Source organism: Streptomyces sp. NPDC002446, from assembly GCF_053595675.1.
This window is the reverse complement of record NZ_JBSFYC010000100.1, coordinates 1-20,529: the sequence shown is the minus strand read 5'-3', so window position 1 is coordinate 20,529 and position 20,529 is coordinate 1. Positions and strand designations below refer to the sequence as shown.

Annotated in this window: 18 protein-coding genes; 10 read left to right on the top strand and 8 right to left on the bottom strand. The window is 71.8% G+C overall.

Annotation, left to right across the window (positions count from 1 at the left end; all coding sequences use genetic code 11):
• Nucleotides 1-231 precede the first annotated feature (231 nt).
• The 3 genes from ACWD6P_RS33975 to ACWD6P_RS33965 form a co-directional block, all read right to left on the bottom strand.
• On the bottom strand, nt 232-1,089 hold the full coding sequence (locus tag ACWD6P_RS33975; RefSeq protein WP_451448057.1) for a fumarylacetoacetate hydrolase family protein: 858 nt from the start codon (nt 1,087-1,089) through the stop codon (nt 232-234).
• 138 nt (nt 1,090-1,227) lie between these two features.
• Nucleotides 1,228-2,067: a YidC/Oxa1 family membrane protein insertase gene (locus tag ACWD6P_RS33970; protein WP_451448056.1), complete on the bottom strand. Its 840-nt coding sequence runs from the start codon at nt 2,065-2,067 to the stop codon at nt 1,228-1,230.
• 100 nt (nt 2,068-2,167) lie between these two features.
• Nucleotides 2,168-2,473, bottom strand: coding sequence for a DUF6412 domain-containing protein (locus ACWD6P_RS33965; RefSeq protein ID WP_451448055.1), 306 nt, complete (start codon nt 2,471-2,473; stop codon nt 2,168-2,170).
• A gap of 163 nt (nt 2,474-2,636) precedes the next feature.
• Between ACWD6P_RS33965 and ACWD6P_RS33960 the strand changes: the two genes are divergently transcribed.
• The 3 genes from ACWD6P_RS33960 (at nt 2,637) to ACWD6P_RS33950 (ending at nt 6,974) form a co-directional block, all read left to right on the top strand.
• Nucleotides 2,637-4,556 carry an AMP-dependent synthetase/ligase gene (locus ACWD6P_RS33960; protein WP_451448054.1) on the top strand — a complete coding sequence of 640 codons (1,920 nt, stop codon included), beginning with the start codon at nt 2,637-2,639 and terminating at the stop codon, nt 4,554-4,556.
• Nucleotides 4,557-4,724: 168 nt separating this feature from the next.
• Nucleotides 4,725-5,372 (top strand): DUF4142 domain-containing protein, encoded by a 648-nt coding sequence (locus ACWD6P_RS33955; RefSeq protein ID WP_451448053.1) that lies wholly within the window; start codon nt 4,725-4,727, stop codon nt 5,370-5,372.
• Between the two features lie 138 nt (nt 5,373-5,510).
• Entirely contained in the window at nt 5,511-6,974 is a 1,464-nt protein-coding gene (locus ACWD6P_RS33950; protein WP_451448058.1) for a DUF1996 domain-containing protein, read from the top strand.
• A gap of 79 nt (nt 6,975-7,053) precedes the next feature.
• Here ACWD6P_RS33950 and ACWD6P_RS33945 read toward each other — a convergent pair whose 3' ends face one another.
• Nucleotides 7,054-8,508: an FG-GAP repeat domain-containing protein gene (locus tag ACWD6P_RS33945; RefSeq protein ID WP_451448052.1), complete on the bottom strand. Its 1,455-nt coding sequence runs from the start codon at nt 8,506-8,508 to the stop codon at nt 7,054-7,056.
• 122 nt (nt 8,509-8,630) lie between these two features.
• On the opposite strand from ACWD6P_RS33945, the gene ACWD6P_RS33940 reads away from it, so the two are divergent.
• From ACWD6P_RS33940 to ACWD6P_RS33930, 3 genes are all read left to right on the top strand, one after another.
• On the top strand, nt 8,631-9,398 hold the full coding sequence (locus tag ACWD6P_RS33940) for a hypothetical protein (RefSeq protein WP_451448051.1): 768 nt from the start codon (nt 8,631-8,633) through the stop codon (nt 9,396-9,398).
• A gap of 76 nt (nt 9,399-9,474) precedes the next feature.
• Nucleotides 9,475-10,023, top strand: a complete 549-nt coding sequence (locus ACWD6P_RS33935) for a CchlQ (RefSeq protein ID WP_451448050.1) — start codon at nt 9,475-9,477, stop codon at nt 10,021-10,023.
• A gap of 37 nt (nt 10,024-10,060) precedes the next feature.
• Complete coding sequence (locus ACWD6P_RS33930; protein WP_451448049.1) at nt 10,061-10,837, top strand: class I SAM-dependent methyltransferase; 777 nt, start codon at nt 10,061-10,063, stop codon at nt 10,835-10,837.
• A gap of 28 nt (nt 10,838-10,865) precedes the next feature.
• Here ACWD6P_RS33930 and ACWD6P_RS33925 read toward each other — a convergent pair whose 3' ends face one another.
• A complete protein-coding gene (locus ACWD6P_RS33925) occupies nt 10,866-12,221 on the bottom strand; it encodes an FG-GAP-like repeat-containing protein (RefSeq protein ID WP_451448048.1) in 1,356 nt (451 codons plus the stop codon).
• A gap of 289 nt (nt 12,222-12,510) precedes the next feature.
• Between ACWD6P_RS33925 and ACWD6P_RS33920 the strand changes: the two genes are divergently transcribed.
• Entirely contained in the window at nt 12,511-13,614 is a 1,104-nt protein-coding gene (locus ACWD6P_RS33920; RefSeq protein WP_451448047.1) for an endonuclease/exonuclease/phosphatase family protein, read from the top strand.
• A 123-nt stretch (nt 13,615-13,737) separates the two neighbouring features.
• Here the strand turns inward: ACWD6P_RS33920 and ACWD6P_RS33915 are convergent, their stop codons facing one another.
• Nucleotides 13,738-14,538: a PucR family transcriptional regulator gene (locus ACWD6P_RS33915; RefSeq protein WP_451448046.1), complete on the bottom strand. Its 801-nt coding sequence runs from the start codon at nt 14,536-14,538 to the stop codon at nt 13,738-13,740.
• 598 nt (nt 14,539-15,136) lie between these two features.
• On the opposite strand from ACWD6P_RS33915, the gene ACWD6P_RS33910 reads away from it, so the two are divergent.
• The 3 genes from ACWD6P_RS33910 (at nt 15,137) to ACWD6P_RS33900 (ending at nt 18,561) form a co-directional block, all read left to right on the top strand.
• A complete protein-coding gene (locus ACWD6P_RS33910; protein WP_451448045.1) occupies nt 15,137-15,904 on the top strand; it encodes a hypothetical protein in 768 nt (255 codons plus the stop codon).
• Nucleotides 15,901-17,439 carry an NADH-ubiquinone oxidoreductase-F iron-sulfur binding region domain-containing protein gene (locus tag ACWD6P_RS33905; protein WP_451448044.1) on the top strand — a complete coding sequence of 513 codons (1,539 nt, stop codon included), beginning with the start codon at nt 15,901-15,903 and terminating at the stop codon, nt 17,437-17,439. Before ACWD6P_RS33910 ends, ACWD6P_RS33905 begins: the two co-directional genes overlap by 4 nt.
• Nucleotides 17,440-17,595: 156 nt before the next feature.
• Nucleotides 17,596-18,561: an SCO0930 family lipoprotein gene (locus ACWD6P_RS33900; protein WP_451448043.1), complete on the top strand. Its 966-nt coding sequence runs from the start codon at nt 17,596-17,598 to the stop codon at nt 18,559-18,561.
• On the opposite strand, the gene ACWD6P_RS33895 is transcribed toward ACWD6P_RS33900, so the two are convergent.
• Together ACWD6P_RS33895 and ACWD6P_RS33890 are read right to left on the bottom strand one after the other, a co-directional pair.
• The gene (locus tag ACWD6P_RS33895) at nt 18,542-20,104 is read right to left on the bottom strand and encodes a sodium:solute symporter family protein (protein ID WP_451448042.1); all 1,563 of its coding nucleotides are present in this window, start codon (nt 20,102-20,104) and stop codon (nt 18,542-18,544) included. The two genes, ACWD6P_RS33900 and ACWD6P_RS33895, sit on opposite strands and share 20 nt — an antisense overlap.
• On the bottom strand, nt 20,101-20,349 hold the full coding sequence (locus ACWD6P_RS33890; protein WP_451448041.1) for a DUF3311 domain-containing protein: 249 nt from the start codon (nt 20,347-20,349) through the stop codon (nt 20,101-20,103). Before ACWD6P_RS33890 ends, ACWD6P_RS33895 begins: the two co-directional genes overlap by 4 nt.
• Nucleotides 20,350-20,529: the final 180 nt, after the last annotated feature.

The following is a 20,529-nucleotide window of genomic DNA, read 5'->3' as shown; positions in this document are numbered from 1 at the left end:
GGTGTGTGGACTGCTTCGCTTTACGTCCACACACCAGGCCCCTCCGGCCCGTCCCCTCCCGTGGGTGGGTGGAGATTTCTTCTGCCGTCGTTGGTGCTGCCGGACCCTCGCCGTCGTGGTTGTTCGCCGTTGCGGCAGGAGGGGTGCCCCGGTCCCGCCCCTTCCCGAAACCGGGGGCGAAGCCCCCGGGCCCCACAGGCGACCAGCTGGGGACAGACAAAAACGTGGGAATCAAGCAGACCGCAGCGTCTGCGTTTGGCGCCCCAGCCCGTCGATCTCCAGCTCCACCACATCCCCGGGCCGCAGATACGGCTTGGGTTCCGGCTGGCCCATGGCGACGCCGGCCGGGGTGCCGGTGTTGATGATGTCGCCGGGGTAGAGGGTCATGAACTGGCTGACGTAGCGGACCACCTCGACCACCGGGAAGATCTGCTCGGCGGTCGTGCCGTTCTGCTTCAGCTCGCCGTTGACCCACAGCCGGACGCCGAGCGCCTGCGGATCGGGCACCTCGTCGGCGGTCACCAGCCAGGGGCCCAGCGGGTTGAACGTCTCGCAGTTCTTGCCCTTGTCCCACTGGCCGCCGCGCTCGATCTGGAACGCGCGCTCGGAGACGTCGTGCGCGACCGCATAGCCGGCGACCGCGGCCAGGGCCTGTTCGTCGGTCTCCAGATAGCGGGCCGTACGGCCGATGACGACCGCCAGCTCCACCTCCCAGTCGGTCTTCTCGCTGCCCCGCGGCACCAGCACCGCGTCGTCGGGGCCGACGACCGTATCCGGGGCCTTCATGAAGACGATCGGCTCCTCGGGGGTCGCGGCCCCCGTCTCCCGGGCGTGGTCGTGGTAGTTCAGCCCGATGCACACGATCTTGCCGATCCGGGCCACCGGCGGTCCGGTGCGCAGACCGGCCGGGTCGATACGGGGCAGCTCGCCGGACGCGGCGGCGGCGCGCAGCCGCGCCAGCCGGCCGTCGTCCGCGAGCAGCGCCCCGTCGATGTCCGGTACCAGCCCTGACAGGTCCCGCAGGGTTCCCGCCTCGTCGATCAGCGCCGGGCGCTCGGCCCCCACCGGTCCGACTCGCAGCAGCTTCATCGGTTCAACTCCCGTGGTCGAAGGGTCGGCCCGGAAGGGTTCTTCCGGGCCGGCCGATGGGGGACGGCCATCGAGTGATTTGGCTGATCCTCCAAGAAGGCCGTCCAGTCCGCAAGAGCCCGTTCACGGACTGGACCGTTACTGAGAGGTAGTAACGGTGTCCCGGCCGACGGCGCGCCCGGCCTGCCCGCCCCCCTTCTCCCCCTTCTCCTGCTTGCCCCTCTTCTCCTGCTTGTCCTTCTTCTCCCTCTTCTCCTTCGCCTCCCGGTGCAGCAGCGCCCGCTCGCACGCCGTCCAGGTCGTCGTCGTCACCATGTAGAGCCCGGCGGCCAGCGGCACCACGGCCACCGTGATCAGCGTGCCGAAGGACAGCAGTGGCAGCACCTTGCTCATGGTGGCCATCCCGGGCGGGGCGGCGATGCCCCCGGTGGCTCCGGCGGCCGGCGCCGGGTTCTTGGCCGCCGCGGCCCGTGCCCGCCGGTAGTTCCAGGTGGCGACCGCCGCGATCAGCGCGAACAGCACGAGGTAGACCCGGCCGTGCGGACCGAAGAGGCCGCCGTCGGCGAGGGCCTCGCTCCAGTGACCGCCGAGCGGCGCGCCCAGCAGGGTGTGGTCGAGCAGCCCGCCGCCCCCGGTGGAGAAGAGGTGGTACATCAGGAAGAAGACGGGCAGCTGGAGCAGGGTCGGCAGACAGCCGGCCAGCGGCGAGGCGCCCGTCTTGGCGTACAGGTCGGCCATCGCCTTCTGCAGCCGCTCGGGGTTGCCCTTGTGCTTGCGCTGCAGCTGTGCGAGCTGCGGGGCGAGCGCGGCGCGGGCCTTCTCACCGCGGGCCGCGGCCCGGGCGAGCGGGTGCAGCGCGGCGCGTACGGCAAGGGTGCACAGGACGATGGCGGCGGCCATGGCCGCGGTGCCGAAGAGCGGTTCGATCGCTTCGGCGCCGCGTGCCAGCGCCTCGCCGAGAAAGCCGAAAACGGACATGGGTGAGCCCTCCACGGGTCTCGTCGTACCGGGATGTGGATTCGGCGTGACGAGCCGCGCGGACGCGGAAGAGGAAAGAAGAGAAGAGAGGAGAGTGCGTCTACGCGGTCGTCGGGAAGGCGCGGCCCGGTGCTCGGGGGCGTGGACGGCCGGCCGCGTCGGGGTCGCGTTGCGGCAGGAACGCGGTACGCCGCTCGCGGTCGCGGATCGCCGTACGGATCCGGCCCGGTGGGACCGGCGGCGCGAGGGCCGCGATCAGGAAGGCGCTGCACAGCAGCAGCACCGCGGCGGTGGTCGCGGCGGCGGTCAGAGCCGTCGTCAGTCCGCTCTGGGTGAGCAGGAGTCCGGCGAGGAGGAAGAGCAGCGCGGAGGTGTAGAGGCGCCATGTGTCGGCGATGCGATACATCCGGCGGCCTCCCCCTGTGTGACGCGTCCTCAAGACTTGTCGTCTTCCGCTCAAGAGTAACCGCAGGGCTGGGCAGCCGGGAGACCGGCCGGTAACTTGCCCTCCCTGCCGCCGGGACGGTGGTGGACCAGGGGGGATCAAGGGGGAACACCAAGGAGGTGCTGTGCGCGACATCAGCGTTCCGGCCCTGGCGGCTCCACTGCGGACCGGCGGTCTTGCCGACTCCGTCTTCGACACCGCCGCCCACCAGCCGGACTTCGTCCAGCTCGCCCGCCGCGACCACCGGGCAGCGGACGGCTGGCAGGAGGTGTCCGCGAAGGAATTCCGTGACGAGGTCATGGCTCTGGCCAGGGGCCTGCTGGCGGACGGCGTCCGGCCCGGCGCCCGGGTCGCGCTGATGTCCCGCACGCGCTACGAGTGGACGCTGTTCTGCTATGCGCTGTGGGCGATCGGCGGACAGCTGGTGCCGGTCTATCCGACCGCTTCGGCCGAGCAGCTGCGCTGCATCCTCAACGGCGCGAGGGTGACCGCGATCGTCGTCGAGAACGAGGCGCACGCCATGACCGTGGCGGAGGCCTGCGACGAGCACTCCCGGCTGCGCCGCCTGTGGCAGCTGGACCTGGACTGTGTGGCGCGGCTGACCGAGGAGGGCACCCGGCTGCCCAAGGCGGAGGTGCACCGGCTGCGGCACGCGGTCACCCCGGGCGCCGTCGCCGCGATCGTCCACACCTCGGGCACCACCGGGCGCCCGCGCGGCTGTGTGATCACGCACGCCAATCTCGCGGCCGAGTGCGACACCCTCTACGCGGGCTGGGGCGGGCTGCTGGCCGCGCCCGGCGAACGCCCCTCGCTGCTGGCCTTCCTGCCGTTCGCGGGCATCTACGGGCTGATGGTGCAGGTGGCGTGTCTGCGCGGCGGGGTGCAGCTCGCCCACCAGCCCGACACCTCGTCACACGCGCTGCTGCCGGCCCTCGCGTCGTTCCGTCCGACGTTCCTGTTCGCGGTGCCGTACGTCTTCGAGAAGATCTGCGCGCACGCCCGGCGGGCCGCGGAACAGGCGGGCAGGCAGCGGACGTTCGACGCGGCGATGACGGTGGCGGTGCGTTACGCGGAGGCCCTCGCCGAGGAGGCGCGGGGCACCGGGCGCGGCCCCGACCCGTTCCTGCGGGCCCGGCACGCGCTCTACGACCGGCTGGTGTACTCCCGCATCCGGGAGCTGCTGGGCGGCCGGGTGCGTACCGCCGTCTCCGGCGGCTCGCCGCTCCTGCGGGAGCTGGGGCTGCTCTTCGCCGGCGCCGGGATCACCGTCTACGACGGCTACGGCCTGACCGAGACCAGCGGCGCGATCACCGTACAGCCGCCCGGGAAGGTGCGGTTCGGGACGGTGGGCCTGCCGCTGCCGGGCAGCGCGATCCATCTGGCGCTGGACGGCGAGGTGTGGGTGCGCGGCGCGGTGGTGTTCGCCGGATATCTCGATGGCGAGAACGGGGGTGACGACGGGCCGGGCAGCGGGCTGTACGACGGCTGGCTGCCGACCGGTGACCTCGGGCATCTGGACGAGGACGGCTATCTGGTCATCACCGGGCGCAAGAAGGACATCATCATCACCAGCAACGGCAAGAGCGTGGCCCCCCAGGGGCTGGAGCAGCGGCTGTGCGCCCATCCGCTGGTCTCGCAGTCGGTGGTGGTCGGCGACAACCGCCCGTATGTGACCGCGCTGATCACGCTGGATCCGGAGGCGCTCGCGCACTGGCGGCGGTTGCGGGGCGATCCGGACGACGGCGCGGGGAACTGCTCGGGGCCCTCGCCGGAGGAGCAGTTGCAGGCGGAGGTGCGGCGGGCGGTGGCGCAGGCGAACGCGTCGGTGTCGCGGGCCGAGTCGATCCGGGCGTTCCGGGTGCTGCCGGGCGAGTTCAGCCAGGAGTCCGGGCTGATCACGCCGTCGCTGAAGCTGCGCAGGGCGGCGATCGTCCGGGCGTACGCGGCGGAGATCGACGCGCTGTACGCACAGGGCGAGCGCGAGGCGCCCGACACCCGGCGGGAGCGCCGCCGGTGGGCGGCGGCGGGGCTGTACGCGCGCTGAGCGCAGGCGTCACCCGGGGGATCGCGCGCAGCGGGCCCGCTCGCGGCACCGTAGCAGTGTCGCGGCGGGCCCGGCCGTTATTTGTCCAGGGGTGAGAACCCCCGTCCGAAGGACCGGCCCGGCCCCTAGCGTCCGGTGGCATTCCAGTAGGACGAACCGGGAGGCCGTGTGCGGTCGATCCTCAGCAACTCCGCAGCATCCGGACGGACCATCGCCACCGGACTGGTCGTCGCCGCGCTCGTGGCCACGCTCGCGGCACTGCTGCTGCCCGTACAGCTCTTCGGTGAGAGCGCGTCCGCGGCGACGAACACCGTCACGTACGAGGACGACGGGGGCGGGACGGTCAGCACCCGCTACGGTCCGCTGACCCCGATGGACCGGGACTTCGTGCGCAAGGTCAGACTGGCCGGGCTGTGGGAGCTGCCCGCGGGCCGGCAGGCGCAGGAGCGGGGCACCACCGCCGCGGTGCGCACCGCCGGCGACCATCTCGTCGCCGGGCACACCGAGTTGGACCGGCGGTCGATCGAGGCCGGGCGGGCGCTGGGCATCCAGCTGGCCAACCAGCCCACCCCCGAGCAGCAGGGCTGGCTCGCGCAGATGAACGCCGCCCCGGGCGACCAGTTCGCGCAGGTCTTCGCGGAGCTGCTGCGCCGGGCGCACGGCAAGGTCTTCGGCCTGGTCGCGATGGTCCGCGACCAGACCCAGAACTCCATGGTGCGCGCCCTGGCGAACCGGGCCAACACGGTCGTGCTGGACCACATCACGGTCCTGGAGAAGACCGGGCAGGTCGACTTCGGCACGCTGCACGGCCGCTGAGCCCCTACGAGGAACCGCACCGGCGACGGCCCCCCTGACACCTTCACCCCCCTCACCTCTCATCGGACGAAGCGAAGTGATCTCATGAGGCAACGGCAGCAGGACCGGTCCCACAAACGCTCGCGTTTGACGAACAGAATGCTGGTGGCCGCGGCCGCGCTGCTGCTCGGCGGCGGCGGTCTGGCGGTGGTCGCCACCACGGCGCTGGCCGGCAACAACGATCCCGACGCGACCGCCGGCCATCCGCACCTGGTGACCGCCCGCACCGTCTCGTGCCCGGACGTGGGCCAGCGGCTGAAGAAGGTGCCGCGCAGCGCCCAGCTCCAGGTCTCCAAGGGGCTGGCCGCGCTCGACCGCCAGGTCTCCGACGCGTACCACAAGATGACCGAGGGCAGCGGCGACGAGGCCCTGGCGCGGCTCAAGCGGCAGCGCGCGAAGACGATCGGCTCGATGGTCACGGCGATAGCCAAGGACGCCCGGCGGCCGGAGTACCTGCTGAAGATGAGCGGCTGTACGACCATGCCGACGGGCGAGGACGGCCAGGCCGCCGCCAAGTCCGCGGACAGCGGCTGGTACCAGGGACAGCCCCAGGAACCGAACCAGGACCAGCAACCTAATCAGGACCCGAACCAGGACCCGAACCAGGGCCAGGACCCGAACCAGGATCAGGGTCAGGTCCAGGGGCAGAACGGCGGGCAGCAGCAGCCGGGGCAGCCCGGAGGCCCCGCCCCCGACGACTTCGTCGACATCACCACCGTCCAGCCGAACGCGGGCGGTCCGCCGTTCGCCGCCCCCCAGGGGCAGGGCGCCTCGACCGGCACGTTCACCACCGAGTGCGGCCGCAACGAGGACGGGCACTTCAACTCCGACAACGTCATCGTCACGCCCGGCGTCAGCAACGGCGCCCACCACACCCACGACTACGTCGGCAACAAGGCCACCGACGCCTTCTCCGACGACCGCAAACTCGCCGCCTCCGACACCACCTGCCAGAACGGCGACCAGTCCACCCACTACTGGCCGGTGCTGCGCAAGCTGGACGGCACCTCGGAGCAGAAGCCGGGCGCCGGCCACGACGGCAACAACGGCTCGGTGCTGACCCCGGCCAGCGTGAACCTCACCTTCCGGGGCAGCCAGGCCGGCCAGGTCCGGGCGATGCCGCGCTTCTTGAAGATCATCACGGGTGACGCCAAGGCGTTCACCAACGGCGTCAAGAACGCCAACGCCTCCTGGAGCTGCACCGGTTTCGAGGACCGCCAGCTCAAGGACAAGTACCCGCTGTGCCCGAACGGCTCCCAGGTCGTGCGCACCTTCGCCTTCCAGAACTGCTGGAACGGACGCGACATCGACAGCGCCAACCACCGTGACCACGTGACCTTCTCGGACCAGAACGGCAACTGCCCGAACGGCTTCACCCAGATCCCGCAGCTCGTGCAGCGCATCACCTACGACGTCCCGCAGGGCAACAGCTTCGCGGTCGACAGCTTCCCCGAACAGCTCCACAAACCGGTCACCGACCACGGCGACTTCATCAATGTGATGCCGGACGGCCTGATGAACCAGGCGGTCAACTGCATCAACAGCGGGCGTGAGTGCCGCTGACACACCCTGCGGGAGAGGCCGGTCCGCGCACCGCGGGCCGGCCGGCCCCTGTCCTGCCGCTGCGCGCCCCGGCTCGGTGTCACTTCTTCAGCAGACCCAGCTCCCGCAGCCCGTAGTGGCGGATGCCGTCGGTGCGCAGCCCGGCCGCGCCGCCGCGGAGGACCCAGAAGCCGCCGCGCCGGTAGGCCGGGCCGGTGAACACGGCGCCGGTCAGCAGATCGGAGCAGCCGTCCCGGTCGCCGTCCAGGAGCTGGAGGGTGCCGCCGAAGGCGGTCCTGTCGACCGCGCCCGGCAGGCTCTTGTCGTCGTGCGAGAAGCGCTGCACATCGCGCGCCCGCGCGCCGTCCCCGGTCGCCGCGATCGTCGAGACCACCAGCTGGCGCGTGGTGCCGTACTTGCCGGTCCCGGTGGTGGTCACCCCCTCGGCCCGTCCGTCCCCGGTGATGTCGCCGGTGACGACGGACGCGCCGGCGCGGTCGAGGTGCAGGCTGCGGATGCCGGGGCGGAATCCGTGCGGGCCGCCGCGCAGCATGGCCTGGCCGCCGTTCTTCGGGCGCGGGCCGGGGAGCAGGGTGTCCGGGTATCCGTCGGCGTCGTAGTCCGTGCCGGTCGAGATCTCCGCGGTGTACTCCCCCGGGGGTGCGGCGGCCTCCACCATGCCGTCGTCGGCGGTGCCGCGGAACCAGCGCAGGGGGTGCAGGGTGCCGCCCTCGAAGTCGTCCTCGGGGTCGTCCGTCTCGGTGGCGAGCAGCAGGTCGCTGCGGCCGTCGGCGTCGATGTCGGCGGCCAGCAGCGAGGAGTAGTAGCTGAGGTCGGGGGCGGCGCCCCGGGCGGTGACGGCGCGGGTCGAGGCCGGGCGGCCGTCGGCCCCGAACGGGCCGTAGAGGATCTGCCCGAGCTCCCCCGGCGTCTTCCCCACGACCGGGGCGAGCACATCGGCCCGGTCGTCACCGTTGAAGTCGCCGATCGCGGTGGGCGGGGACTGGGTGTGGGTCGGCCCCTGCGGGTAGGGGACGGCGACCGGCTCGGCGCCCAGCCCCTTCGGGCCGCCCCGGAAGAGCACCATCGACCCGAGGGACCGGTTGGCGTACTCGTCCTTCGGGATCCGCTGCGCGGCGAGGACATCGGTGTACCCGTCGGCGTCCAGGTCGGCGGGGTAGGCGTGGACGAACCCCTCCTTCCACGTGCCGCCGGAGCCCGGCGGGACCACGCCGTCGGCCAGCGGGCGGCCGGTGGGACGCAGTCCGTCCCTGCCGCCCATGAAGACCACGAGCGGCCCGATCCGGCCGCGGCTCAGGGCGACGGGCGGGGTGCCCTGGACGGTGGCCGGGTCGCCGCGCACCACGTCCACCGCGTCGGGGTAGCCGTCGTCGTCGAAGTCCGCCGGGCGGTCCCAGCCCTTCGCCGCCTTACGGGAGCCGGCGGCCCCCGGGGGACAGCCGGCACCGGCGCCCGGGGAGTCCCCGGCCGCACCGCAGGACGAAAGGGCGAGGACGAGCACCACACCCACGGCTACCGCTCCGACCGCTCTCATGCGGCCCGATTATGCGCCATGTCCAGGTCAACACCACCGCCCCGGCCGGCGTCCCCCGGCGACCCGGTAAGGTGGCGACCTTCGGGCCGCCCGCGCACCCGGAGTCCCCGAAGGCGTACGCCATGACGAACCCCGACCGCACCGCCGATGCCGCCCGGCTGCGGCTGTCCGCCGCACTGGACCGCCTCTGTGCCGTCTTCGGCGGGATGACCGCCCACCCCGACGAGAGCAACTGCGAGTGCCACTGGGGCAGCGCGGAGGAGCTCGCCCTGCTGAAGGTGCCGGACGCGGAGCTGGACCCCGACCTCCTGCGCCGCACCTGGCAGGCCACCGACTGGACCCACGAGGCATCGGTGCTGCGCCGCATCCTGCCCCAGTTCGCCACCGCCCTGACCGCCGGCCGTATCAAGCCCCTCTTCGGCATGGAGGAGGCCGGGCTCACCTTCCACCGCGCCTCATGGCAGCAGTGGCCCGCCGAACAGGCCGCGGCGGTACGGGAGTTCCTCGACGCCTGGTGGGAGCGCACCCTCACCGACCCCGACCCCGCCGTGCCCGCGCACCAGGTCCTCGTGCTGGCCGCCGAGGCGTCCGGCACCCTCACCCCCTGGCTCGGCACCTGGCAGACCCACACCCGCCCCACGGCCGACCGGCATCTGGCCCAGGCCGTGGACCAGTGGGAGTCCGAGCTGCTGCGCGACGAGCTGCCCTGGGACACCTGGCACGACAAGGAAGCCACCCGCGCCGAGCTGACGGCCTGGCTGCTGCGCCACGCCCCCGCCCGCCTCCGGTCCCACGGCGTCCCCGACGACCTGCTGCACCGGATCCGGCTGCTCGGCCTCACCGGCGACGACCGCTGGGACGATCCGCACTGGCCCGGCTTCGGCTACTGACCCCGGGCCGTGCGGAGTTGACCACATCCCGCTGCTTCTCCTGTTCTTTCCGATCACCCGCACGTAGATTCCAGACGTGGACTGGGGGACGCTCGTCGCGACGGTCAGCGGTGGCTCGATCGCCATATCCGGCACCGTACTGGCCGACTATCTGCGGCATCGACGCGAGGACGACCGCGGCGTGGGGGCACGCCGGCGCGCGGTGTACATCGAGTTCATCCGCGCCGCCGGAGTGTGCCATGCGCGGCTGCGCCAGATCGCGCAGGACCCGGACGCCGAGCCCGATCTGGACGCGGCCGCCCGCGCGGCGATGGAGGACGCCAAGATCCACGAGGTGCGCGAGAGCCTCTACATCGACGCGAGCACCGCCGTCGCCGGCGCCGCCCAGGCGATGTTCGAGCGGCTCCGCACCCTGCGGCACGTCGTCGCGGCCGGCGCGGCGCAGACCTCGGCGGCCTTTCACGACGCCTACCACCCCTACATCGGGGCGGTCTGGGCCTACCGGGTCGCCGTACGGCGCGAACTGGAGGGAGCGCCCCTCACCCCGGCGGAGTTCGGCTGGGAGGACTGGGACGGCACCGACCGCTGCTCCGTCTGCCGGCAGCCCCCCGCCCCGGGAACGTAAGGACACACGAGGGGCACAGCGAAGGGAAGGAACCCTGATGGACCGCCACATCCGCACCGTGGACGACGTACTCAGGCTCCTGGACGGCCTGTTCGCACCGGAGGCCGACCGCTGGACGGCGGACGGGGCCTCCTGGTGGGACGGCTTCTACGCGGACCGCTCCAAGCCGGTGCCGTTCTTCGTCGCGAAGCCCGACGAGAACCTCGTCTCGTACCTCGAACGCGGCCTGATCACCCCGGGCCGCGCCCTCGACCTGGGCTGCGGTCCCGGCCGCAACGCGCTCCACCTCGCCGCACTCGGCTTCGACGTGGACGCCGTCGACCTCTCCCCGGCGGCCGTCTCCTGGGCCCGGGAGCGCGCCCGGGAAGCAGGAGCCCGGGTCACCTTCCACTGCGGCGACGCCTTCGCCCTCGCCGGCACCGCACTCGACGGCCCCTACGACCTGGTCTACGACTCCGGCTGCTTCCACCATCTGCCGCCGCACCGCCGCATCAGCTACCTCGCCCTCCTCGACCGGGCCCTGGCCCCCGGCGGCCACTTCGCCCTCACCTGCTTCGCGTCCGGCGAGATGGGCTCCGAACTCCCCGACGGCGACTTCTACCGCGACGCCCGCTTGCACGGCGGCCTCGCCTACACCCCCGAGTCGCTGCGCCGGATCTTCTCCGACCTGACGGAGCTCGAACTGCGCCGCATGCGCGACGAGCCCGCCGGCTCCCCGCACTACGGCGAACCCTTCCTGTGGACCGCCCTGTTCCGCCGCGACGGCGGGCCGTCCCCGGCGGACGGGGCCGTCGCCCGCCCGGGGACCGTCTGACGGGGCGTTCCCGTCTGACGGGGCGTTCCTACTGGAGCATCCCCTCGATGAGCTCCGTGTCCACCGAGGTGACGCCGGTGGTGGTGATGCCGGACGCCGTGCCGGGGAAGCGGAGCGAGCCGTCGACGATGCCGGTGACGAAGAGATCGGCGTGGCCGTCGCGGTCGGTGTCGCGCAGGCGGACCGTGGAGCCGAAGCAGTCGTTCCACGCGACCGAGCCCGGTACGCCGGGGGTGTTGCGGGCGAACCACTGGGAGCCCGCGCCGGTGACACCGCTCGCGCCGCCGCGCAGCACATGGACCCCGCCCTCGGTCGTCTGCTCGTTGATCTTCTCTCCGAACACACCGACCGCCAGGTCCTGGTAGCCGTCGCCGTCGACGTCGGCGGCCGAGAGGGAGGAGCCGAAGCTGTCCCCGGTCTCGGGGGTGCCGGCGACGCCGGCGGTGGCCTGGGTGATGCGGGCACTGGTGGCGGGGCCGGTCGCGGAGCCGTACCAGAGCGACACCCGGCCCTGGTAGTTGCCGTACATCATGCTGCCGACCGCGAGGTCCCCGTAGCCGTCCTTGTTGAAGTCGGCGATCACTCCCGCCCCTTCGCCGCCGTCCCCGTAGCCGTTGACCAGGCGCAGGGTCCTGCCCGGGGTCAGCGTGGAGCCGCCCTTGACGAACCAGGCGTCGGTACCGAACTCGGGGGCGTTCGCGAGCCCGACGACGACCAGGTCGGTCCTGCCGTCGCCGTTGACGTTCCCGGCGACCAGGGACCGGGCGTCGAGGCTCGCCGAGGACCTGTCGAGGGTGGAGACCGTACCGGCCACACCGGCCGGGGTGATCGGACCGCGGTAGACATACGTCTTGCCCGCGCTGATCGCGGCGAGGTCCTTCTTGCCGTCCCCGTCGAAGTCCCCGGCGGCCAGGTCCCGGCCGAAGTGGCCGTCGGACCGCTTGGCGCCCATGTTGGGGACGGCGGTGCCACCGGAGAGTCCGTTCGCGCTGCCCCACAGTACGGTGACGGAGCCCTGTTCCGTACGCCCGTCGATGTCCTCGCCGTACGCCGTCACCGCCAGGTCCGCGTATCCGTCGGCGTTGAAGTCGGCCGGGGCCAGCACCCCGCCGAACAGATCGCCGTCCTCGTCGGCGCCGGGGACGCCGGGGCTGGACTGGTCGATCACCTGGGTCCGGGTGCCGGGCCCGGTGGCGGTGCCGAAGGTGATCTGGACGCCGCCGCCCGGGCTGTGGCCCGGCGAGTAGGCGGCGTAGTCGCGGTAGCCGTCGCCGTTGAAGTCGTCCGCGTACTTGGCGGCGGCCGCGCTCGCGGGGGTTGCCGTAAGGCCGGGGACGAGGGCCGCCACGAGGAGCGCCGCGCAGGCTGCGGGGCGAATACGCATGAGAGGTCTCTCCTGATGTTTCCGTACGACCGCCCGCGCGCCGGAAGATGCCCCGGGGCACGGGCCGGTTGGTGATCAGGAGACAGCGCACGAGGGCGGAAGGTTGCGGCACGGAGAGAAGAAACTTCCACGTCCGGGCCTCTTTTCGGGCGGTATCGACGCAAGACGTCTACGTGCCCCGCACCGGGCGCGGCGCTCCTCGTGACGGCCCTCGCCCCCGGGAGCGCCCCTGCTCCGTTCGACAGCCATGGCACGCCGCCGGACAATCGGAAGTGTGCAAGGAGGTGCCATGAGCATCCGCATAGCCACTTTCAACTGCGAAAACCTCTTCCGCAGGCCCATCGTCTTCGATAGCGAGAACGACCCCATACGCAACGCCGTCCTCGAGGACTTCAGAAAACTTGTCGAAATCCTCGATCACCCCACGTATACGGACGACGACAAGACAGACATCATCGAGCTTCTCAAGAAGCACAGCGTCGATGTCTCCCAGGACATCTCCACCCAGACCATCCTGGTGAACGAGCCGCGCGGACGTGCCCGGCTGCTCAAGGGCGAGGGCAGGAACATCGAGGTCAGACCCGAGGTCAAGGGACGGCCCTCCTGGGTCGGCTGGGCCGAACTGGCCAAGAACGACCTCAGCTGGGCCGCCGTCAAGAACACCGCCAGGGTCATCGCCGCGCTGAAAGCCGACATACTGCTGACCGTCGAAGTCGAGGACCGGCTCACCCTGCACCGCTTCAACAAACAGGTGCTGGCGGGCCTGGCGGGCCAGTTCGACATGGAGCCGTATCCGTTCAACATGCTGATCGACGGAAACGACATTCGCGGCATCGACGTGGGGCTGTTCAGCCGGCTCCCGATCACCTCCGTACGCTCGCACATCTTCGACAAGAAGGATTCCCGGGACATCTTCAGCCGGGACTGCCCGGAATTCGAGATCGACCTGGACGGCGAACCGCTCTGGCTCCTCGGGAACCACTTCAAGAGCAAGCGCGGTGGCGGAGGCGCCGACAAGCGCAAGCTCCAGGGCGAGCGCGTCTCCCAGCTCTACCAGGCCGCGCTCGAACGCTCGGCCCATGTCGTGGTCGCCGGAGACCTCAACGACACCCCCGGCAGCCCGCCGCTCAGGTTCCTGGAGGACACCACCCTCAAGGACGCGATGACCCACCCCAGTTACCCGGACCAGGGCCCGCTCGGCACCCATGGGAAGTGCACGGCCGAAGACAAGATCGACTACCTGATGCTCTCGCCAGAACTGTTCGCGAAGGTGGACAAGGTCGAGCTAGAGGTACGCGGCATCTTCGAGTTCGGCACCCCCTTCGAAGACGTGACCGGCCCCGACAACCAGGCTTCCGACCACGCGGCCATCGTGGCCGAGCTGGACCTGTAAGGCTCGACCGGAACCCGGCCCTTCGGTGAGGTGGGTGGTGGGCGCCATGCCTCGGAAGGCGATGGCGCCCATGGGCCGTACGGCAAGGCCCTCACCGGCACCGTGGAGGTGACCCCCGTCCGTTCAAAGCCCGTTCACCCGGGCCTCTCGTGCTACGCCCAGTGGGCGGATCGAGGAGGCTACGGCGCGGGCGCGGCGGCCGGCGCGGGCGCGGTAGGAGCGGACATGGGCCATCAGGCGGCGGCTGCGCAGGGCCATTTCGAGTTCGAAGCGGGTGCGGGGGTCGCGCAGGACGGGACCGAAGAGCTTCTCGATCTGGCGCAGGCGGTAGCGGACGGTCTGCGGGTGAACATGGAGGAGTTTGGCGGCTTCGGGGGCACCGCCGCCCTCCAGCCAGGCCAGCAGGGTGACTTCGAGGCGTTCGCTCTGGCGCGGGGTCAGCTCTTCGAGGGGGCCGAGCCAGCGGGAGGTGAGGGCGTCGGCGAGGGACTCGTCCTGGAGGAGCAGGAGTGCCGAGAGGTGGTCGTCCACGAAGGCGGGGCGGGTGTCGGGGCCGACCCGGCCGGGGGCCAGGGTGAGCAGGTACCGGGCCCAGCGGAGGGAGGAGGCCGTGTCGGTGGCCGGGACGACGTGGCCGACGGCCGCGGCCCGGCCCTTGAGGGCCGCCTCCAGGCGGGGCCTGGTCTGGGTGGCCGGGTCGGGAACGAAGAGACAGGTGTAGCCCTCGACGGTGCCGATGAGGGCGTGCCCGAGCGCCGCGGCGAGTTGGGGTGCCTCGGCGGGGGTGGCGAGGACGACGGCCTGGAGGGTCTCGGGGACCGGCCAGCCCGCCGCGCGGGCCAGGTCGTGCAACCCCTCGTCCGGCGCCTCGCGTTGGCCGGCAAGGACGTCGAAGAGGTCCTGGCGGGCCCGCGCGACGGGCATCGGGGTGACTACGGACGATACTGCCGGACGTTTACTTTCCGACTCTTTTTGGTAACCCAGTACTGTCAGCAGGGCCTGTTCCAGCGCCCATTGGGCCTCTTCTATGGGGGTATCACCGAGAAGTGCGGCCAATGCGGGAAATCCGCGTTGCAACTCCGCGACCACCTTCTCCGAGAGGTCCGGGAGTTCATTTCTTACCACCCGGCTCCACTCGCCTCGGGGACGCGACCAGATGCGGTTCAGGAGATCACACATCGCTACCTCGATCCTGGCGGGGATGCGGCTTGGACAGGAGATGGGCGCCCCCGTGCGCCTGACTCGGCATCATCGGGAGTCACGCCGCGCTGCCGCGACGCCGCTGCAGGAATTTGTCACAGCGCGATAAAGCTTACGAAAGCCTGAACGCGCTCGTAGATGCTTTTCCGCATCCGGATCACAGCCGGATCACGGCAAGATAACGCCCTGCGTATCCACCCGGTTACAGAATGTTTAGTGTTACCGGTGGTCACCCGTACAAAAGCCGTCGGGCAAATACCCCCGCAGGGGAATTTCATCGAAATTCGCATCCCGCACCCGTGCCCCGACACCGGGAGGTCCGATGTCCGCACCGCGTTTGCAGAGCCGCCAGAGCCGTTCCAGCCGCCGCGCGGCACACCGGGCCCGCCCCACGCCACTTCTGCCCCGCCCCCGGCGTCCGCCGAAGGAACCCGGGCCGCCGGGCCGGGGTCCGGCCGGCGGCCTCACTTCAACCGCCGTACTGCGCCCGGCCCTTCCGGCGGCGCTGCTGCTCTTCATCGCCGTCACCCTGCACTCCGGCGCGATGGACACCCTGATGCGCTTTCTGGACTTCGGCGCCGGGGTGCTCGCCCTGGTCTCGCTGTCGGTCACCGTGCTGTGGGGACTGGCCGCCACCGACCGGATGGTGCTGCACTCCCCGCACCGGCTGCTCGCGCAGGCCGTGCACCGCGGCACCGGCGTCGCCGGGCTCGGCTTCCTCGGCCTGCACATCTGGGTGAAGGTCGCCGAGGGGCACGTTGGCACGACCGCCGTCGCGGTGCCGTTCACCGACGGGGCCCGGCCGGTGCTCATCGGGCTGGGCACGCTCGCCGCGTATGTGTTCATCGCCGTCGCGGTGACCGGCGCGGTCCGCGGCGCGTTCACCGGCATCACCGCGTCCCGCTGGTGGCGGGCGCTGCACATGAGCGCGTATCTCGCCTGGGGCCTGGCCCTGGTGCACGGCCTCAAGTCGGGCCGCGCGGCGGCCGGCTGGGCCGTCGCCGGATACGCCGTATGCCTGGCCGCGGTCGCCGTACGGCTGGCGCTGCGGCTGCGTGATTCCCGCAGGAACTCAGGAGAACTTTCATGACCGCCCCCGCCCCCATCCAACTGCTGCCGGCCCCGTCCGGGCCGGAGCCCGTACCGACGCTGGCGTCGTTCGGTCCGCCGCGGCTGCTGGCCGGGCTCGACGAGACGCCGCGCATGGACCGGGTGGCGCATCTGGCCCGGCACGGCGGCCTTCCCCAGCTCTCCGCACAGGAGCTGGTGGCGCTGGCCGAGGACACCGATCTGCGCGGCCGCGGCGGCGCGGGCTTCCCCTTCGCCCGCAAGCTGACCGCCGTGCTGGACGGGATGAAGCGCGCCGACGGGAAGGCGGCGGTGGTCGTCAACGGCAGCGAGGGGGAGCCCAGTTGCCTCAAGGACACCGCGCTGCTGCTGCACGCGCCGCACCTGGTGCTGGACGGCGCGCTGCTGGCCGCCGACGCGCTCGGCGCGCAGGAGGTCGCCATCGGGGTGACCCGTAAGGACGTCGAGAGATCGGTGCGACGCGCGATCGGTGAACGCGGCCCGGTCCGGACGGCCTTAAGGGTCACCCTGCTCACCGAGCGGTTCGTCACGGGCGAGGGATCGGCCATGACCAGCGGGCTGGGCGGCGGCCCCGGCCTGCCCTCCGGCCGCAAGATCCGCTCCAGCGAGCGCGGGCTGAACGGTGTGCCGACGCTGCTGTCGAACACCGAGACCTACGCCCAACTCGCCGTCGCCGCACGGCTCGGCGCACTGGGCTACCGGAACGTGGGGCTGCCGGCCGAGCCCGGCACCCTGCTGCTGACGGTCGCCGGCAGCAGGGTCGTGGAGGTCCCCTACGGGGTGTCCCTGGCCCGGGTCCTGGCGCTGTGCGGGATGGACCAGGGGCAGGGCGTGCTGATCGGCGGCTACCACGGGACGTTCGTGTCCCCCACCGACGCGCTGACCGCGGCGCTGTCCCGCGAATCGCTCGCCGAGTACAACGCGGTGCTCGGCGCCGGGGCGGTGCTGCCGCTGCCGTACGACACCTGTCCGGCGGGCGAGACCGTACGGGTCGCGCAGTGGATGGGTGCCGAGTCGGCCGGCCAGTGCGGGCCCTGTGTGCTGGGCCTGCCCGCGCTCGCCGATGAACTCGCCCGCGCCGTACGGGGCGGCGGCGATGCCGCCCTGGACGCGGTGCACGCCCGGATGCGGGCGGTGCAACGGCGCGGCGCCTGCAGCCACCCGGACGGTACCGCGCGCTTCGTCGCCTCGGCTCTCGCCGCCTTCCCCGAGGAGTTCGAGCGGCATGCGCGGGGGTTCGGGTGCGGCCGCCCGGTGACCGGGGCCCTGCCGGTCACCGGGCACCAGCCGCCCGCGGACACCACACCCGCACCGTCGCCGTCGGCCGCCCCGCCGCAGGAGCGGCTGCTGGTCGACTGGACGCTGTGCCGCGGCCACGGCCTGTGCGCCGACGTGGTGCCGGGCATCGTCAAGCTCGGCCCGGACGGCTTCCCGGAGCGGGCCAGCATGCCGCTGCCGGCCCGGATGCGGCGCCGCGCACAGCTCGCGGTGCGCCGCTGCCCGGCACTGGCGCTGCGGGTACAGGGCGGCAACTGACCGGTTTCGCGCGGCTTTTCGCGGGCCGGGAAAAAACTTCGCGGCGGTTGAACGCCGGGCACCTCCGACCGCGTACTTCCCGGGCGACGGCAACCGTCCACACGCACCACCACCCGCAAGCAATCGACCACACCACCAACCGGCAGAGGAGACACCATGATCACTCGACGTCGTGCGGGACTCGCGGCCGCCGCGGCCGCCACCCTGGCGCTCACCGCCGCCTGCGGCAGCAGCAGCGACCAGAGCACCAACACGCCCACCACCGACACCGTCCAGCCCGCCGGCCAGGGCACCAGCGACTACGGCTACGGCTCCTCCGGCTCGGGTCAGGGCGACGGCGGATACGGCGGCGAGGCCGGCGGCGACAGCGGCAAGGAAGCGAAGGCCGGGCCGAGCGCCGGGACGCTGGCGCTGCATCAGGACGCCAAGCTCGGCCCGGTCGTCGCCGACGCCAAGGGCATGACCCTCTACCGCTTCGACAAGGACACCGCCGAGCCCCCCAAGTCCAACTGCTCGGGCTCCTGCGCCACCGCCTGGCCGCCGGTCCCCGCCGACGGCGCCACCGCCCCCGCGGGCATCGCCAAGAGCGCACTGGGCTCGGTCACCCGCGCCGACGGCGTCAAGCAGCTGACCATCGGCGGCTGGCCCGCCTACCGCTACGCCAAGGACACCAAGCCCGGCGACACCAAGGGCCACGGCGTCGGCGGCACCTGGAACGCGCTGGCCGCCGACGGCAAGAAGGCCGGCACCCAGGAGCCCGCCGACGTCTCGGTGTTCAACCAGCCCGAGCTCGGCGAGATCCTCGTCGACGGCAAGGGCCGCACCCTCTACCGCTTCAACAAGGACAGCGCCTGGCCGATGAAGTTCGCCTGCAACGACGCCTGCCTGGACACCTGGAAGCCCGCCAAGCCCGCCGACCGCTCCAAGCTCACCGGCATCGCCCCCAAGCTCATCACCACCGTCACCCGCCCCGACGGCATCAAGCAGCTGGCCGTGGACTGCTGGCCGGTCTACTGGTTCACCGGCGACAAGCAGCCCGGTGACATCACCGGCCAGGGCAAGATGGGCCTGTGGTTCGCGGTCTCCAAGGACGGCAAGAAGATCACGAAGCCGGCGGGCTGACCGGCACGCGCCGCACGGGAGCCTCGGCACGAGGGAACTCGTCGTCCAGCGCCAGCACCTCGGCGTCCGGCCGCTCGTCCCGCTCACACGGCCCCAGCCAGGTGACCGCCAGCGCCACCACCACGTTCACGGCGAGCCCGACGAGTCCGGCGTTCATCCCCCACACCGGGTCGTGTCCCCCGAAGACCAGGACACACACCAGAGCGAAGCCCGCCACCAGGCCGCTCACCGCGGCGTACAGCGTCAGCCGCCGCCACACCAGCCCCACCAGCAGCATCGGCACGAGCTGCGCCATGCCCTCGTACGAAATCAAGGACAGCCGGACGAGGGTGTCGGGGGCGGTGTAGGTCAGCAGCAGCGCCACCGTTCCGGCCGCCACCACGACCAGCTGGGACCACAGCTTCTGACGCCCGCCCGTCGCCTCCCCCAAAGCCCCCCGGGCCGCCCCTCTGTTGAGACGGGGGATCGCCCCCAGCACGCTCCTCCCCCACATCGTGCCGATGACCAGCATGAACACGGCCATCGGCACGATGGAGGAGAGCGCGGCCGCCACCCCGATCAGGCCCACGGCCCAGGCCGGAAGGGAGTCCACCACCAGCTTGAACAGCGCGAGATTGGAGTCCGCGCCGGTCAGCCCCGGCACCACGAACAGCGCCGCCAGGCCCAGCAGCATCGGCACGAACAGCAGCACGTTGTAGAAGGGGAGATACAGGGCGTTGCGGCGCAGCACCTCGGCGTTGCGGGCACCCAGGTACCCGGCCACGGTCGTCGGGAAGATCACCACCGTGAGGGAGTTGACGACGGTGGTGGTGACGAACCAGAGCCCGCCCAGGCCGCCCGAGGCATGGCCGGGGAAGGTCAGCCACTGCGGCTTCTCGGCGACGATCCGGTCCAGGAAGGGCCCGTAGCCGTCGAAGTAGTGCAGCGGAACGTAGACGACGAGGAAGCCGAGGGTGCCGATGACGAGGATGTCCTTGAGCACCGAGACCCAGGCGCTGCCGCGCAGCCCGCTGATGACGACGAAGCCGGTGGTGACCGCGAACCCGATGAAGTAGGCCCAGTTCAGGCTGATGGTCCCGTAGGAGATGGTCGATACGACCACGCCCATACCGGTGATCTGCAGCTGGATGTACGGCAGCAGGCACACGGTGGCGAGGACGGCGACGGCGGCGCCGAGCCAGGGCCGGCGGTAGCGGTGCGCGACGATGTCGGTGATGCCCACCAGGTCGTGCCGGCGGGCGTAGGCCCACAGCATCGGCCCGACGACGTACCCGATCGCATAGCCGCAGGACATATAGGCCAGCACATAGAGCACCGGCGCACCGAAGTTGTAGCTCCAGCCGGCCGCGCCGAGGTAGCTGAAGCTCGTATAGCTCTCGCCGGCCATCAGCACCCAGATGAAGACGGTGCCCAGACTGCGGCCGCCCACCGACCACTCGGCCAGCCCGCCGCCGGAGCCCTTCCCCCGCACCGCGAGCAGTCCGAGGACGACGGTGAGCACCATGAAGCCGCCGAATACGGCGGTGGCGACCGCGGCGTTCACGCGTCCTCCTTGCTGGAGCCGGAGCCGGAGCCGGAGCCGAAGCCCCGCTTGCGGTCGGCGCGCCGCGCCAGCCACACCGACAGCGGCGTGGCGAGCGTCGCCACCAGCATCCAGAAGACCAGGAACGGCAGCCCGAACACGGTCGGCCGCACCCGGTTCACCAGCGGCAGCACCGCCAGGAACAGGACGTAGGGCAGCAGCAGCCACAGCAGCGCGGGGCGGAGTCGGGATCGCACGGGGCGCAACCCTATCCGCCCTTCCGCTGCGCTTTGCCTTGGCCGACGTTTTCGGCTTTCCCGCCGTGGGGGTTGCGCGGGGTTCGCCTGCGGCGGGCGGTGCGTGCCGCTGCGCGGGGCTTTTCGGGGTGCGGTGGCGGTCCTCCGGGGCAGGGTGTCCGGACTGCTTCGCTTTACGTCCGGACACCC

Coding starts and splice junctions, on each gene's coding strand:
- ACWD6P_RS33975 (WP_451448057.1), bottom strand. CDS start 1,089: ATGAAGCTGCTGCGAGTCGGACCGGTGGGGGCCGAGCGCCCGGCGCTG.
- ACWD6P_RS33970 (WP_451448056.1), bottom strand. CDS start 2,067: ATGTCCGTTTTCGGCTTTCTCGGCGAGGCGCTGGCACGCGGCGCCGAA.
- ACWD6P_RS33965 (WP_451448055.1), bottom strand. CDS start 2,473: ATGTATCGCATCGCCGACACATGGCGCCTCTACACCTCCGCGCTGCTC.
- ACWD6P_RS33950 (WP_451448058.1), top strand. CDS start 5,511: ATGCTGGTGGCCGCGGCCGCGCTGCTGCTCGGCGGCGGCGGTCTGGCG.
- ACWD6P_RS33945 (WP_451448052.1), bottom strand. CDS start 8,508: ATGAGAGCGGTCGGAGCGGTAGCCGTGGGTGTGGTGCTCGTCCTCGCC.
- ACWD6P_RS33940 (WP_451448051.1), top strand. CDS start 8,631: ATGACGAACCCCGACCGCACCGCCGATGCCGCCCGGCTGCGGCTGTCC.
- ACWD6P_RS33930 (WP_451448049.1), top strand. CDS start 10,061: ATGGACCGCCACATCCGCACCGTGGACGACGTACTCAGGCTCCTGGAC.
- ACWD6P_RS33925 (WP_451448048.1), bottom strand. CDS start 12,221: ATGCGTATTCGCCCCGCAGCCTGCGCGGCGCTCCTCGTGGCGGCCCTC.
- ACWD6P_RS33920 (WP_451448047.1), top strand. CDS start 12,511: ATGAGCATCCGCATAGCCACTTTCAACTGCGAAAACCTCTTCCGCAGG.
- ACWD6P_RS33915 (WP_451448046.1), bottom strand. CDS start 14,538: ATGCCCGTCGCGCGGGCCCGCCAGGACCTCTTCGACGTCCTTGCCGGC.
- ACWD6P_RS33910 (WP_451448045.1), top strand. CDS start 15,137: ATGTCCGCACCGCGTTTGCAGAGCCGCCAGAGCCGTTCCAGCCGCCGC.
- ACWD6P_RS33905 (WP_451448044.1), top strand. CDS start 15,901: ATGACCGCCCCCGCCCCCATCCAACTGCTGCCGGCCCCGTCCGGGCCG.
- ACWD6P_RS33900 (WP_451448043.1), top strand. CDS start 17,596: ATGATCACTCGACGTCGTGCGGGACTCGCGGCCGCCGCGGCCGCCACC.